We start from the raw sequence: 13,728 nt of genomic DNA, 5'->3' as shown, positions 1-13,728 counted from the left end.
TTCTACGGAGTAAAAATGTCGGTGGGGTCGATGTAAACATCGCCGTCCACGATGGAGACGGTGTACACCGGCACGGGTTCGTAGGCCGGCAGCGTGAGTGCCTTGCCCGACTTCAATGAGAACTTCGAGCCGTGAGCCCAGCACTCGAGGGTGTCGTCTTCGACGAACCCTTCGGACAGTGAGATGTCGCCGTGCGTGCAGGTGTCGCCGATGGCGTAGATATCGCCTGCCGAATCCTTGACGAGGGCGATCGGCTTGTCATCGATGACGACTCGCACAGCTGCCCCAACCTCGAGGTCTGCTGCTGGGCAGATCTTGACTCCGGCCATCAGGAGGCCGCCAACTCTGCTTCGATCGCTTCCTCCAGGCGCTGTTCCAGCTCGGGAACGCCGACCTTCTGCACGATTTCCGAGAGGAAGCCGCGGACAACGAGCCGACGGGCCTCCAGTTCGGGAATGCCCCTGGCCTGCAGGTAGAACAACTGCTCGTCGTCGAAGCGACCACTGGTCGTGGCGTGGCCGGCACCGGCAATGTCACCGGTTTCGATCTCGAGGTTCGGGACGGAGTCGGCGCGGGCGCCGTCGCTCAGCAACAGGTTCCGGTTCTGCTCGTAGCTGTCGGTGCCGGTGCCCTTCGGCGTGATCAGCACGTCACCGATCCAGACAGTGTGAGCACCGTCACCGTGCAGGGCACCCTTGTAGCTGACGCGTGAGCGGGTCTGCGGTGCGTCGTGGTTCACGAACACCTGGTGCTCGATGAACTGTCCGGCGTCGGCGAAGTAGAGGCCGTAGAGCTCGGCGTCGGCACCAGCCCCCACCAATTGCGTTGACGGGTTGACCCTGACCACTGCACCGCCGAGGGAAACCACCACGTGCTTGAGACGTGCGCCGTTCCCGAGGGTCGCGAAGTGGCTGGCCACGTGCACGGCATCCTGGTCCCATTGCTGCACGCTGACCACTGTGAGGTTCGCGTCGTTCTCCACGACGATCTCGAGGTTCTCGCTGAGCAGCGCTCCCCCGGAGTTCTCGAGGACGACCAGTCCGTGGCTGTTCGGTTTCGCGACAATCACCGTGTGGGCGGCACGCGCCGTTGATCCGAGTGCACTGCGCTTGACGGTCGCCTGGGCAGGCTCATCGCCGGAGATGGTGATCGCGAGGGCCTGGTCGAAGTTGCTCCAGGCGTTGGCCGACGCGCGCTCCTCCGGGGCGCCGCCTCGGCCGATCCGCGCATCCGCCCGGTCCACCCATTCGATGGTGGCCCCTGCAGTCGACTGGATGTCCAGCTCGGTCGGCGACCCGTCGAGGGCGTCGTCCAGGAGCGGACGCACCGCCTTCAGCGGGGTGTACTTCCACTGGATCTCGCCACCGGTGACCGGCTCGAATTCGGCTACATCGTAAGAGTGGAAGCGCTCGGCCCGACTCTGAACCGGGATCAGCCCCTCGCCGCCCGCGCTGTTCTGCTTCGAGCTCAGTCGCGAGTGGTTCAGTTTCGGATCCTGGTGTGACTTCGGTCCGTGATGCTGCGTCGGTGTGATGGAAACAGACATTTAACCGACGGATCCTTCCATGCTCATTTCAATGAGCTTGTTCAATTCGAGCGCGTACTCCATGGGAAGTTCCCGCGCGATCGGCTCGATGAAGCCGCGCACGATCATGGCCATGGCCTCTTCTTCCGCCATCCCGCGCGACATCAGGTAGAAGAGCTGCTCTTCGCTGACGCGCGAGACGCTGGCCTCGTGGCCCATCTGCACGTTGTCTTCGCGGATGTCCGTGGTCGGGTACGTGTCGGAACGCGAAATCGTGTCGACGAGTAGCGCATCGCAGACCACGCTGTTGGCGGAGTGGTGCGCGCCCGCCGCGATCCTCACCTCGCCGCGGTAGCCGCTGCGGCCGCCGCCCCTGGCGATCGACTTCGAGAGGATCGACGATTGGGTGTACGGGGCCATGTGCACCATCTTGGCGCCGGCATCCTGATGCTGACCGGGGCCGGCGAAAGCGACGGAGAGGGTTTCACCCTTCGCATGCTCCCCCACCAGGTAGATCGACGGGTACTTCATGGTCACCTTGGATCCGATGTTGCCATCGACCCATTCCATGGTGGCGCCCTCGTGCGCGATGGCACGCTTGGTCACCAGGTTGTAGACGTTGTTCGACCAGTTCTGGATCGTCGTGTAGCGGACGCGGGCATCCTTCTTCACAATGATCTCGACCACGGCGGAGTGCAGCGAGTCCGAGGTGTAGATCGGCGCCGTACAGCCTTCGATGTAGTGAACGTAGCTTCCCTCGTCGGCGATGATGAGCGTGCGCTCGAACTGCCCCATGTTCTCCGTGTTGATGCGGAAGTATGCCTGCAGCGGAATCTCCACGTGGACACCGGGCGGAACGTAGACGAAGGAGCCACCGGACCAGGCTGCCGTGTTCAGCGCGGCGAACTTGTTGTCGCCGGCCGGGATGACGGTTCCGAAGTACTCGTCGAAGAACTCCGGGTGCTCGCGCAACGCGGTGTCCGTGTCGGTGAAGATGACGCCCTGCGCCTCGAGGTCTTCACGAATCTGGTGGTAGACCACTTCGGACTCGTACTGTGCGGTGACACCTGCCACCAGGCGGGAGCGTTCCGCTTCCGGGATGCCGAGCTTCTCGTAGGTGTTCTTGATGTCTTCCGGGAGGTCTTCCCAGGTCTGTGCCTGGCGCTCGGTCGAGCGCACGAAGTACTTGATGTTGTCGAAGTCGATTCCGGAGAGGTCTGCACCCCAGGCCGGCATCGGTTTCTTGTAGAACATTGAGAGGCCTTTAAGGCGATTCTTCAACATCCATTCCGGTTCGTCCTTGAGCGCGGAGATTTCCGCGACGACCTCGGGTGAGATTCCCCGTTTGGCCGTGGCTCCGGCAACATCCGAATCGGACCAGCCGAATTCGTAGATGCCCAGGCTCGAAAGCTCCGGTCGACTGATCAATACTTCTGTCATGGGTTTCATCACTCCTCTACTGGCCGCAACTAACGCGGAACGGAGATCATTCCCGCCTGCGACCAGCATTGTCGTTCGCGTGCCTGTATACGGGGGCTGGGTATCGATTGTTCGAAGCGGTTCGGCGTTTTCAACTTCGCCACCTGCCTAGAATGATCGAGGAACCGGGAGAGAACTCCGGCATCTGCGATGACGCCCCGGTATCGGCTGTGTTCTGCGAACAATTCGATTCTACAGCGTTGCCGGTGGGAATTGCTTGAAAGGATGGCAGTGAGCGGCCAGTCGTTATCGGTTCGTCAAGAATCCGCGGAATCGGGAGTCAGACTTCCAGGCATCAGGGACGCACGTATACGGATAGCGGCATGGGTTTCGTTCGTCTGCGAAGTGGCGATCATCGGCACCGGCGGTGCGGTGAGGCTCACCGGGTCCGGCCTGGGTTGTCCGACCTGGCCGACCTGTACGGCGGAGTCCCTCATCCCGACTGCTGAACTCAGCTTCCACAGCCTGATCGAGTTCGGGAACCGGATGATGACCGGCGTCGTCGGCATCGCGGCACTCGTGCTGCTCCTGCTGCTGTGGCGGCTCCGGACGGAACGGCGGGACCTGTTCACGCTTGCCGCGGTCGTCATCGGAGGAGTTTTCGCCCAGGCCGTCGTCGGCGGAGTCACGGTGTGGACCGGATTGAACCCCTTCATCGTCGGGTTCCACTATGTCGCGTCGCTCGCTTTGGTTTGCGTCATGGCGGCCTTCCTGGTGCGGATGAATCAGGGCGCCGGGCTGCGAGTCCGGGCGGTGCCGGTGTGGTTCGCCGCGCTCACGCACGGCACCAGCGGTGTCGTCGCCGTGACCATTGCTGTCGGCGTGCTGACCACCGCGTCCGGGCCGCACTCTGGAGACGTGACCGCCGGCCGAACCGGTTTCGATGTCGAATTGCTCGAGCACCTCCACGCCTGGCCCGCCTACCTCACCTTCGCGTTGACGATCGTGCTGGTGATAGCGGGCATCCGTCTGCGTCTCGCCATCGCGCCATGGGCGGTCGCGTTGCTCGCGATCGAGCTGGTGCAGGTCCTTCTCGGCCTCTACCAGGCACGCAATGGCCTCCCCGAGCTGGCTGTGGGCGCCCACATGGTGCTCGCCGCACTGCTGGCCGCGGCGATGACCGTCGTCATCCTGCGGCTGAAGACTCCGGTCGCCGAGGGCCGTTAGTCGACGAGGATTCCGAACGCTCTGCGCTGGAGAAGGCTAGAAGGGCAGCAGCGGGTCCACGCCGACCGCGACGAACAGCAGGGTCAGGTACGTGATCGACGCCTGGAACACCCGCATCGGCTTGACCTCCCCGTGACGGATCGCCTTGGCGTAGAGCACATGTGACTCGTAGATGAACCAGCCACCGGTGCTGATCGCCACCAGGCTGTAGACCAGGCCCATGTCGCCGACCGGGATCAGCAGCAGCGAGCAGGCGACCGTCGCCCAGGCGTAGAGGATGACCTGCAGCCCCACCTGGGTGCGTCCGCGCACGACCGCGAGCATCGGCACGTTGACCGAGGCATAGTCGTCGCGGTATTTCATCGACAGCGGCCAGTAGTGCGGTGGCGTCCACAGGAAGACGACGGCGAACAGGATGAGCGGCGCCCAGGTGATCGACTCGGTGACGGCCGTCCACCCGATGAGCACCGGGAAGCATCCGGCGATCCCGCCCCAGATGATGTTCTGCGAGGTGCGGCGCTTCAGGATCAGCGAGTAGATGACGACGTAGAAGAAGATGGCGACGGCGGAGAGCACGGCAGCCAGCCAATTGGCTGCCACCCACAGCACAGCGACGGATGCCACGGCCAGCACCCAGGAGAACACCAGTGCCTCACGAGGGGTGATGGCACCGGTGACGAGCGGTCGCTTGCTGGTGCGTTTCATCACGCGGTCGATGTCGCGGTCGATGTAGCAGTTGAATGCGCCGGCCGCGCCGGCACTCATCGAACCGCCGACCAGGGTCCAGAATACGAGCCAGAGGTCGGGAATGCCCCGTTGGGCGAGGATCATCACCGGAGCTGTCGTCACGAGCAACAGCTCGATCACCCGGGGCTTGGTGAGTGCGAAGAATGCCTTGACCCTATCCAGCCCATGCGCCCGGCCAGTGTGGAGCTGGTTGTCTACGGCTACGTTCATTGCTCCTCTAACACGGGGATTTTGCTCTCATCAAGTCTAGGACACCGGCCGGGAGCCCCGGGCCGGACGGCACACGGGCCGGAAGCGCTCCGGAGGGTGGTTCTCTATACTGTAAGGAGCTTGCCAGTCGCAGCCAGCGCGTCACACAGGCCGGGTTCCAGACTCGGTCGACGCAATTGCGGCAGTGCCGATGACGTCCACGGCGAGTGTCTATTCCGCGTCCAGTCGGGGCATCGAGTCTCGAACAGCAACTGTCAACACAGCGGCGTAGCGGCTCAGATTCGCTCCGACCGAAGCAGAAGGGTCATCATCACGTGGCAGCTCTCCAGTGGGATTCCATTGACAATCAAGCGGTAGACACCGCCCGAATCCTGGCTGCGGATGCCGTTGAGAAGGTGGGCAACGGGCATCCGGGCACTGCCATGTCGCTGGCTCCGGCCGCCTACCTCCTCTTCCAGAAGGTGATGCGCCGCGACCCGCGCGACAACGAGTGGATCGGTCGCGACCGCTTCATCCTGTCGGCCGGGCACACCTCGCTGACCCAGTACGTGCAGCTCTACCTCGGCGGGTACGGGCTGGAACTGGATGACCTGAAGGCACTGCGCACCTGGGGTTCGAAAACCCCGGGGCACCCGGAGTACGGTCACACCGATGGTGTGGAGATGACCACCGGCCCGCTCGGCCAGGGGCTGTCGTCCGCCGTGGGCTTCGCCTACTCCTCCCGCTTCGAGCGTGGGCTGTTCGACCCGGATGCCGCCCCAGGCCAGAGCCCGTTCGACCATTACATCTACAGCATCTGCAGCGACGGTGACCTGCAGGAGGGCGTGACCAGCGAAGCGTCGTCCCTGGCCGGGCACCAGCAGCTCGGAAACCTGATCGCGATCTATGACAGCAACCAGATCTCGATCGAGGATGACACCGACATCGCGTTCACGGAGGACGTGAAGGCACGCTACGAGGCGTACCACTGGCATGTGCAGGTCGTCGACTGGAAGAAGACCGGCCAGTACGAGGAGGACATCCACGAACTGCACGCTGCGATCGAGGCGGCGCAGGCCGAGGTCACGCGTCCGTCCATGATCATCCTGCGCACCATCATCGGATGGCCGTCCCCCGGCAAGATGAACACCGGCAAGATCCACGGTTCCGCACTCGGCGGCGACGAGCTCGCCGCCGTCAAGCGCGTGCTCGGTTTCGATCCGGAGAAGACCTTCGACGTCGCCGACGAGGTGCTCGAGCACACCAGGAAGGCCATCGACCGCGGCGCCGACGCCCATGCGGAGTGGGACACCCGTTTCGAGGCCTGGGCCACGGCCAACCCGGAGCGGAAGCAGCTGCACGACCGGATCCTCAGCGGCGAACTGCCGGCGGGCGTGGAAGACGCACTTCCCGTGTTCGAGGCGGGCAAGGATGTCTCGACCCGCGCCGCGTCCGGCAAGGTGCTCGGGGCGCTCGGCGCTGTGATCCCGGAGCTCTGGGGCGGCTCGGCCGACCTGGCCGAATCCAACCTGACCACCATCGCCGGAGCCGAATCATTCGTTCCCGCAGAACACTCCACCGATGCCTGGAAGGGCAACAAGTACGGGCGCGTGCTGCACTTCGGCATTCGCGAGCACGCCATGGCGGCGATCATCAACGGGATCGTGCTCCACGGGAACACCCGCCCATTCGGCGGAACCTTCCTGATCTTCAGCGACTACATGCGTCCGGCGGTTCGCCTTGCCGCCCTCATGCAGGTGCCGTCGATCTTCGTCTGGACCCACGACTCCGTTGCGCTCGGCGAAGACGGACCGACCCACCAACCGATCGAGCAGCTTGCCAGCCTCCGCGCCATTCCGGGAATGACCATCGTGCGCCCCGGTGACGCCAACGAGGTGTCGTGGGCCTGGAAGACCATCCTCGAACGTCGCGGCGGCCCGGCCGGGCTCGCGCTGACCAGGCAGAACATCCCCGTCTTCGAGCGTGGCGACGACGTCGCCAGCGGCGACACCCTGGCCTCGGCCAAGCACGTCGTCAAGGGTGCGTATGTGCTGGCCGAGGCTCCGGGCGGCAGCCCCGACGTGATCTTCATCGCGACCGGCTCCGAGGTGCAGGTGGCCATCGAGGCGCGCGAACTGCTCAAGGCGGACGGCATCAACGCCCGCGTGGTGTCGGCCCCGAGCCTGGAGTGGTTCGAGGAACAGAGCGCTGACTACCGCGAATCCGTGCTCCCGGCAGCCGTCAAGGCGCGGGTGTCCATCGAGGCCGGCGTCGATCTCAGCTGGCGGCGGTACGTGGGCGACGCTGGTCGCTCCGTCTCGATCGAGCACTTCGGCGCATCCGCCGACTACAAGACCCTGTTCCGTGAGTTCGGAATCACCGCGGAGCATGCTGTCAGTGCGGCCAGAGAGTCGTTGGCGGCGCTCTAACCGTGGCATCCGCAGGACCGAGAACACAGAACCCAACAGGACAAAGGAACCCGCAATGAACACCACCAGTCCACTCGCAGCCCTCTCAACAGCGGGCGTAAGCATCTGGCTCGACGACCTCTCACGCGACCGCATCGTCTCGGGAGGGCTCAAGGAGCTCATCGACACGCGCAACGTGGTCGGTGTCACCACCAACCCCACCATCTTCGCCGGTGCACTGGCGAAGGGCGACGCCTACGATGCCCAGGTGGCAGAGCTGGCTGCGGCAGGCAAGACCGTCACCGAGGCGGTCTTCGAGATCACCACGCACGACGTGGCCACCGGATGTGACATCCTGCGGCCCGTCTACGATGCGACGAACCGCCTTGACGGGCGTGTTTCCATCGAGGTCGAACCCGGTGTCGCCCACGACGCAGAGGGAACCATCGCTGAGGGTCTCGAACTGTGGAACAAGGTCGACCGCCCGAACGTCATGATCAAGGTTCCGGCCACTTTCGAGGGGCTCGAGGCGATCAGCGCGCTGACGGCCGAGGGCGTGAGCGTCAACGTCACCCTCATCTTCAGCCTGGAGCGATACCGCGAGGTCATCAACGCGTACCTGACCGGCCTGGAGCGCGCGAAAGCGGCCGGCAAGGACCTCAGCACCATCCAGTCGGTCGCCTCGTTCTTCGTGTCCCGGGTGGACACCGAAGTCGACAAACGCCTGGCCGAGATCGGAACGGAGGAGGCACTTGCGCTGAAGTCGCAGGCCGGAGTCGCCAATGCGCGCCTGGCCTACCAGGTGTTCGAGCAGTCGTTCGCCACCGAACGTGCCAAGCTGCTGCTGGCATCCGGAGCGAACCTCCAGCGGCCGCTCTGGGCCTCCACCGGCGTGAAGGACCCGAACGTGCCAGACACCACCTACGTGGTCGAGCTGGTCGCCCCCGGCGTCGTGAACACCATGCCGGAAAAGACCATGGAAGCCACGTTCGACCACGGTGAGGTGCGCGGAGACACGGTGACCGGCGCCTATGCGGAAGCGAACCAGGCGCTCGACTCACTCGCGGCCGTCGGAATCTCCTATGAAGACGTGACCGCGGTGCTCGAGAAGGAAGGCGTCGAGAAGTTCGTCGTCTCCTGGAACGAACTGCTCGACACCGTGAGCGCAGCCCTGGAGGCGGCTCGGTCCGGAACAGCACAATGAGCTTCGACGTGGCGGTGAGTGGAGTGGCCGCCGAGGCCGTCTCCCGGGTGGTGCCGCAACTGGTCTCCGACCTCGTCGCATCCCGCATCACCGGGCAGGATGCCAGCCTGTGGGGCGCCGCGGCCGAGGATGAGGCCGCCAAGCGCCTGGGCTGGACCGAGGCCGTCGTCGTCTCGGACGGAATGGTGGACGACATCCTGGCGCTCCGCGACGAGCTCCGGTCGGCAGGGGTCGACCACGTCGTCCTCGCCGGAATGGGAGGATCATCGCTCGCTCCAGAAGTGATCACTCGCACCGCAGGCGTGCCGCTGACCGTGCTCGACTCCACACATCCCGGCCAGGTGAGGGCCGCCGTCGCCGACCGACTCGAGCGCACCGTGCTGGTCGTCTCGTCGAAGTCCGGATCGACGGTCGAGACCGACAGCCAGAAGCGCATTTACGAACGCGCCTTCCTGGATGCCGGAATCGACCCGATCACCCGCATCGTCGTCGTCACCGACCCGGGATCACCACTCGACGTTGCTGCTCGTGCTGACGGATACCGCGTCTTCAACGCGGATCCGAACGTCGGCGGGCGCTATTCAGCGCTGACCGCTTTCGGGCTGGTGCCATCCGGACTCGCGGGAGTGGACATTGCCGGCCTGCTCGATGAGGCGTCCTCCGTCAGCGGCCGCCTGGCCGTCGACCACCCGGACAATCCTGCTCTCGTCCTGGGCGCGGCCATCGCCGGGACACGCCCGCTCAAGGACAAGCTCGGCATTGTCGCCGATGGCACCTACATCGTCGGGTTCGCCGACTGGGCGGAGCAATTGATCGCCGAGTCCACCGGCAAGAACGGCACCGGACTGCTGCCGGTGGTTCTCGAGCCGAGCTCCCCCGAACTGCGGCTCGGGCTCCCGGACCTCCAGGTCGTCAGGCTGGTGGAGAGTGCACGGGAAACCCATGAAGTTCTCGAGGGCGAAATCGAGATCAGCGGAACGCTGGGCGCCCAACTACTGGTCTGGGAGTACGCCACCGTTGTTGCCGGTCGGCTGCTCGGAATCAACCCGTTCGACCAGCCGGATGTCGAATCCGCGAAGACGGCGACCCGTGGGCTGCTCGACGATCGCCCGGAGCCCGAAGCCCCTGCGTTCGAGGTCGACGGCATCGAAGTGCGCGGTTCAGCATCCGTCGTCTCCGGTGCCTCCACGCTGGCGCAGGTGATCGACAATCTGACCGCAGAGATCGGCGAGGACGGCTATCTCGCCATCCAGGCCTACCTGGACCGGCACGCGGACCATGCGGTATCCGGGTTGCGTGATGCGTTTGCCGCTCGCCTTGGTCGTCCGGTCACTTTCGGCTGGGGGCCACGGTTCCTCCACTCCACCGGCCAGTTCCACAAGGGCGGCCCGAGGGTGGGGGCATTCCTGCAGCTTCGCGCCGCTGTTGATACGGCCACGGCAACGGATGCCGACCTCGCCATCCCCGACCGGCCGTTCACTTTCGGGCAGCTGATCCAGGCGCAGGCCGCCGGGGATGCCAGCGTGCTCGAGGAGCTCGGTCGCCCGGTCCTCAGCCTCACCCTGACCGATCCGGCGGCCGGCGCCGCTGCCATCCGCTCCGTGCTTGGCTGAGCTCACCCAGATGAGTTCGTCCCTCCCATACTCGTCCCACGCAGACTCGTCCCATGCAGACCCAGAGGAGACAGATGTCGCCGGTTGAGATCACACCAGAGTTCAACCCCCTCCGGTTGCCCTCCGATCGGCGCCTGAATCGGATCGCCGGGCCCAGCGGCCTGATCATCTTCGGCGTCACCGGGGACCTGTCCCGCAAGAAGCTGATGCCGGCGGTGTACGACCTGGCCAATCGCGGGCTGCTCCCGCCCGGGTTCGCGCTGGTCGGCTTCGCCCGCCGTGACTGGGAGGACCAGGACTTCGAACGAGTGGTCCACGACGCCGTCAAGCAGTACTCGAGAACCCCGTTCGACGAGGACGTCTGGAATCAGCTGGCCCAGGGCATCCGCTTCGTCTCCGGCGAATTCGATGATGACGAGGCGTTCGAGAACCTGGGCAGGACGATCGAGGAACTGGATGCCCATCGCGGCACCATGGGCAACCACGCGTTCTACCTGTCGATCCCGCCCAAGTCGTTCCCGGTGGTCACCGAACAGCTCCGCCGCTCGGGGCTTGCCGAGCAGAAGGAAGGCCAGTGGCGTCGAGTCGTCATCGAGAAGCCGTTCGGCAGCGACCTGCAGTCTGCACGCGAGCTGAACGCGGTGGTCGAGTCGGTCTTTCCGCCGGACTCCGTGTTCCGCATCGACCACTACCTGGGCAAGGAGACCGTTCAGAACATCCTGGCTCTGCGATTCGCCAACCAGCTCTACGAGCCGATCTGGAATGCGAACTACGTCGACCACGTGCAGATCACCATGGCGGAGGACATCGGGGTCGGTGGTCGCGCCGGCTACTACGACGGAATCGGCGCCGCGCGTGACGTGATCCAGAACCACCTTCTCCAGCTTCTGGCATTGACGGCGATGGAGGAGCCTGTGTCGTTCGAGGCGAGCGACCTGCGGGCGGAGAAGGAGAAGGTGCTCTCCGCGGTGATCCTGCCGAAAGACCTGGGGGCGGCCACCGCGCGCGGTCAGTACACCGGTGGCTGGCAGGGTGCGGAGAAGGTGGTCGGCTTCCTCGAAGAGGACGGCATGAACCCGCAGTCCACCACTGAGACCTACGCGGCCATCCGGTTGAACATCGGTACCAGGCGCTGGGCGGGAGTCCCGTTCTACCTGCGGGCAGGCAAACGACTGGGCCGCCGGGTGACCGAGATCGCCGTCGTCTTCAAGCGGGCGCCCCAATACCTGTTCGCCGACAGTCAGATGTCGGCGCTCGGGCAGAACGCACTGGTCATCAGGGTGCAGCCCGACGAGGGCGTGACCATCCGCTTCGGTTCGAAGGTTCCGGGGGCCGGCATGCAGGTGCGGGACGTGACCATGGACTTCGGCTACGGGCACGCTTTCACCGAGGCCAGCCCTGAGGCCTACGAACGGCTGATCCTCGATGTGCTGCTGGGTGATCCCCCACTGTTCCCACGCCACCGGGAGGTGGAGCTCAGCTGGAAGATCCTGGACCCGATCGAGCAGTTCTGGGCGACCCAGGGCCCGCCGGAACAGTACCGTCCCGGCACCTGGGGTCCGGCATCCGCCGAGGACCTGCTGGCCAGGGATGGACGAGCCTGGAGGCGACCATGATCGTAGACCTGCCGAACACCACGGCCAGCAAGATCTCGAAAGCCCTCGTCACCATCCGGGAGGAAGGCGGCGCCGTCGCGCTCGGCCGGGTGCTGACACTGGTGATCTCCACCACCCTGGGCCAGGAGGAGGCGGCCATCGATGCTGCGAACGACGCCTCCCGCGAGCATCCGATGCGCGTGATCGTCATCTCCAAATCGCCGATAACGGATGCGGCCACGGAGTTGCGCCTGGACGCCCAGATCCGGGTTGGTGGAGACGCCGGAGCCAGCGAGGTGATCGTTCTCAAGGTGCACGACGCAACCGGAATCGATGACGAGGGGCTGGTGATGGGGCTACTGCTCCCGGACGCCCCTGTGGTCGCCTGGTGGCCCGGCATCGCCCCGGAGAAGGTGTCAGAGTCGACACTCGGCCGCATCGCCCAGTGCCGCATCACCGACTCGGCCGCGCAGGTGGACCCCGGCGCGTTCCTCCAGGGAATCTCGGTCAACTACGCGCCGGGCGACGTCGACTTCGCCTGGACCCGCCTGACGCTGTGGCGTGCACAACTGGCCGCGGTGCTCGACCAGCCACCGTACGAGCCCATCATCGGCGTGCAGGTGCACGGCTCATCCGATTCCCCGTCCACCCTGCTTCTTGCGGCCTGGCTTCAACTGCAATTGCAGGTACCGGTCGAGTACGAGCTGACCTTGCCGGGCGCAGCGCCGACCGGCATCCACGGGGTGACGCTGACGCGCCAGTCCGGCGCCATCCGGTTGGAGCGACCGCAACTGACCATCGCAACCCTCACCCAGCCGAACCAGCCGGTTCACGACATCTCCCTGCCCAGGCGGAGCCTCCGGGACTGCCTCGCGGAGGAACTGCGTCGGCTGGACCCTGACGACCTGTTCGGCGAAGTGGTAACCATAGGTTTGCGGCAATTGGGAGAGCCGACCATCATCCCGCCCAGCCAAGGACACGAGGACCAGGGACAAGCGAACCAGACGAAGGACAGGCAATGAACAAGCGCGTATTGATCCACCTTGACTCGAGCGAGCTGATGACGGTTGTTGCCGGGCGCGTCATCCGCACCGCGAGGCGTACGCTCGAGAACAAGCCGTCGATGAACGTCGTGCTGACCGGGGGTTCGGTCGGAATCGGCATCCTCAGTGCGATCAGCGCCGCGGAGGACCGGGGCAGTGTCGATTGGGGCCGCGTGCACTTCTGGTGGGGGGACGAGCGTTGGGTGCCTGCCGGGCACGCCGACCGCAACGACCAGCAGGCGAAGGATGCGCTCCTCGACGGCCTCGACCTTCCTGCTGAGAACCTGCACCCGTTCCCGGCTTCAGACCAGGGATACGACCTGGATACTGCCGCCGAACGATACTCCGATGAGCTTGCCGCGGCCGGCGGCGATTCCCCGCAACCGCACTTCGATATCCTCCTGCTCGGGGTCGGCCCGGACGGCCATATCGCCTCACTGTTTCCCGAGCGGCGCGACCTGGTGGACGCGCCGGGCACAGTGGTGGCCGTGCGGAATTCCCCCAAGCCGCCGCCCGAGCGGCTGAGCCTGACCCTCACGGCGATCAACAGCGCCGAGCGTGTATGGATCGCCCTGGCCGGCGCCGATAAAGCTTCTGCCCTGGGGTTGGCCCTTGCCGGGGCCGGCCGTTACCAGCTTCCCGTCGGCGCAGCAGAAGGCCGCCGCAAGACGGTGTTCTTCGTCGACGAGGCGGCTGCGGCCGAAGTTCCGGCCGACCTGATCGCCAGCCAGTACTGAACCAGGCGGTAGCGGTCAGGC

The 13,728-nt window shown here is 65.3% G+C and carries 11 protein-coding genes; 7 read left to right on the top strand and 4 right to left on the bottom strand.

The window, feature by feature from the left end; genetic code table 11:
* Nucleotides 1-2 precede the first annotated feature (2 nt).
* The 3 genes from ACX3O0_RS04695 to sufB are packed head-to-tail and all read right to left on the bottom strand — an operon-like array spanning nucleotide 3 to nucleotide 2,965.
* On the bottom strand, nucleotides 3-329 hold the full coding sequence (locus tag ACX3O0_RS04695) for a non-heme iron oxygenase ferredoxin subunit (protein ID WP_459093416.1): 327 nt from the start codon (nucleotides 327-329) through the stop codon (nucleotides 3-5).
* Nucleotides 329-1,546: a Fe-S cluster assembly protein SufD gene (gene sufD / locus ACX3O0_RS04690; RefSeq protein WP_459106940.1), complete on the bottom strand. Its 1,218-nt coding sequence runs from the start codon at nucleotides 1,544-1,546 to the stop codon at nucleotides 329-331. Before sufD ends, ACX3O0_RS04695 begins: the two co-directional genes overlap by 1 nt.
* Nucleotides 1,547-2,965 (bottom strand): Fe-S cluster assembly protein SufB, encoded by a 1,419-nt coding sequence (gene sufB, locus ACX3O0_RS04685; RefSeq protein ID WP_459093414.1) that lies wholly within the window; start codon nucleotides 2,963-2,965, stop codon nucleotides 1,547-1,549.
* Between the two features lie 264 nt (nucleotides 2,966-3,229).
* On the opposite strand from sufB, the gene ACX3O0_RS04680 reads away from it, so the two are divergent.
* Entirely contained in the window at nucleotides 3,230-4,171 is a 942-nt protein-coding gene (locus tag ACX3O0_RS04680; protein ID WP_459106939.1) for a COX15/CtaA family protein, read from the top strand.
* Between the two features lie 36 nt (nucleotides 4,172-4,207).
* On the opposite strand, the gene ACX3O0_RS04675 is transcribed toward ACX3O0_RS04680, so the two are convergent.
* A complete protein-coding gene (locus ACX3O0_RS04675; RefSeq protein WP_459093412.1) occupies nucleotides 4,208-5,128 on the bottom strand; it encodes a heme o synthase in 921 nt (306 codons plus the stop codon).
* Nucleotides 5,129-5,442: 314 nt separating this feature from the next.
* Between ACX3O0_RS04675 and tkt the strand changes: the two genes are divergently transcribed.
* The 6 genes from tkt (at nucleotide 5,443) to pgl (ending at nucleotide 13,707) form a co-directional block, all read left to right on the top strand.
* Nucleotides 5,443-7,536, top strand: a complete 2,094-nt coding sequence (gene tkt, locus ACX3O0_RS04670) for a transketolase (protein WP_459106938.1) — start codon at nucleotides 5,443-5,445, stop codon at nucleotides 7,534-7,536.
* 55 nt (nucleotides 7,537-7,591) lie between these two features.
* Nucleotides 7,592-8,719 (top strand): transaldolase, encoded by a 1,128-nt coding sequence (gene tal / locus ACX3O0_RS04665; protein ID WP_459093410.1) that lies wholly within the window; start codon nucleotides 7,592-7,594, stop codon nucleotides 8,717-8,719.
* On the top strand, nucleotides 8,716-10,332 hold the full coding sequence (locus tag ACX3O0_RS04660; protein WP_459106937.1) for a glucose-6-phosphate isomerase: 1,617 nt from the start codon (nucleotides 8,716-8,718) through the stop codon (nucleotides 10,330-10,332). Before tal ends, ACX3O0_RS04660 begins: the two co-directional genes overlap by 4 nt.
* A 74-nt stretch (nucleotides 10,333-10,406) precedes the next feature.
* On the top strand, nucleotides 10,407-11,948 hold the full coding sequence (gene zwf, locus ACX3O0_RS04655; protein ID WP_459093487.1) for a glucose-6-phosphate dehydrogenase: 1,542 nt from the start codon (nucleotides 10,407-10,409) through the stop codon (nucleotides 11,946-11,948).
* Entirely contained in the window at nucleotides 11,945-12,949 is a 1,005-nt protein-coding gene (locus tag ACX3O0_RS04650; protein ID WP_459106936.1) for a glucose-6-phosphate dehydrogenase assembly protein OpcA, read from the top strand. The genes zwf and ACX3O0_RS04650 overlap by 4 nt, the downstream gene beginning before the upstream one ends.
* Complete coding sequence (gene pgl, locus ACX3O0_RS04645; RefSeq protein ID WP_459093407.1) at nucleotides 12,946-13,707, top strand: 6-phosphogluconolactonase; 762 nt, start codon at nucleotides 12,946-12,948, stop codon at nucleotides 13,705-13,707. Before ACX3O0_RS04650 ends, pgl begins: the two co-directional genes overlap by 4 nt.
* Nucleotides 13,708-13,728: the final 21 nt, after the last annotated feature.

It is taken from the genome of Homoserinimonas sp. A447 (assembly GCF_054489325.1).
The sequence above is the reverse complement of the archived record's forward strand: the minus strand, read 5'-3'. Positions and strand labels throughout refer to the sequence as shown.

Excerpts from the sequence above, each read along its gene's own strand:
- ACX3O0_RS04695 (WP_459093416.1), bottom strand. The coding sequence starts at position 329 with ATGGCCGGAGTCAAGATCTGCCCAGCAGCAGACCTCGAGGTTGGGGCA.
- sufD (WP_459106940.1), bottom strand. The coding sequence starts at position 1,546 with ATGTCTGTTTCCATCACACCGACGCAGCATCACGGACCGAAGTCACAC.
- sufB (WP_459093414.1), bottom strand. The coding sequence starts at position 2,965 with ATGACAGAAGTATTGATCAGTCGACCGGAGCTTTCGAGCCTGGGCATC.
- ACX3O0_RS04680 (WP_459106939.1), top strand. The coding sequence starts at position 3,230 with ATGGCAGTGAGCGGCCAGTCGTTATCGGTTCGTCAAGAATCCGCGGAA.
- ACX3O0_RS04675 (WP_459093412.1), bottom strand. The coding sequence starts at position 5,128 with ATGAACGTAGCCGTAGACAACCAGCTCCACACTGGCCGGGCGCATGGG.
- tal (WP_459093410.1), top strand. The coding sequence starts at position 7,592 with ATGAACACCACCAGTCCACTCGCAGCCCTCTCAACAGCGGGCGTAAGC.
- ACX3O0_RS04660 (WP_459106937.1), top strand. The coding sequence starts at position 8,716 with ATGAGCTTCGACGTGGCGGTGAGTGGAGTGGCCGCCGAGGCCGTCTCC.
- zwf (WP_459093487.1), top strand. The coding sequence starts at position 10,407 with ATGTCGCCGGTTGAGATCACACCAGAGTTCAACCCCCTCCGGTTGCCC.
- ACX3O0_RS04650 (WP_459106936.1), top strand. The coding sequence starts at position 11,945 with ATGATCGTAGACCTGCCGAACACCACGGCCAGCAAGATCTCGAAAGCC.
- pgl (WP_459093407.1), top strand. The coding sequence starts at position 12,946 with ATGAACAAGCGCGTATTGATCCACCTTGACTCGAGCGAGCTGATGACG.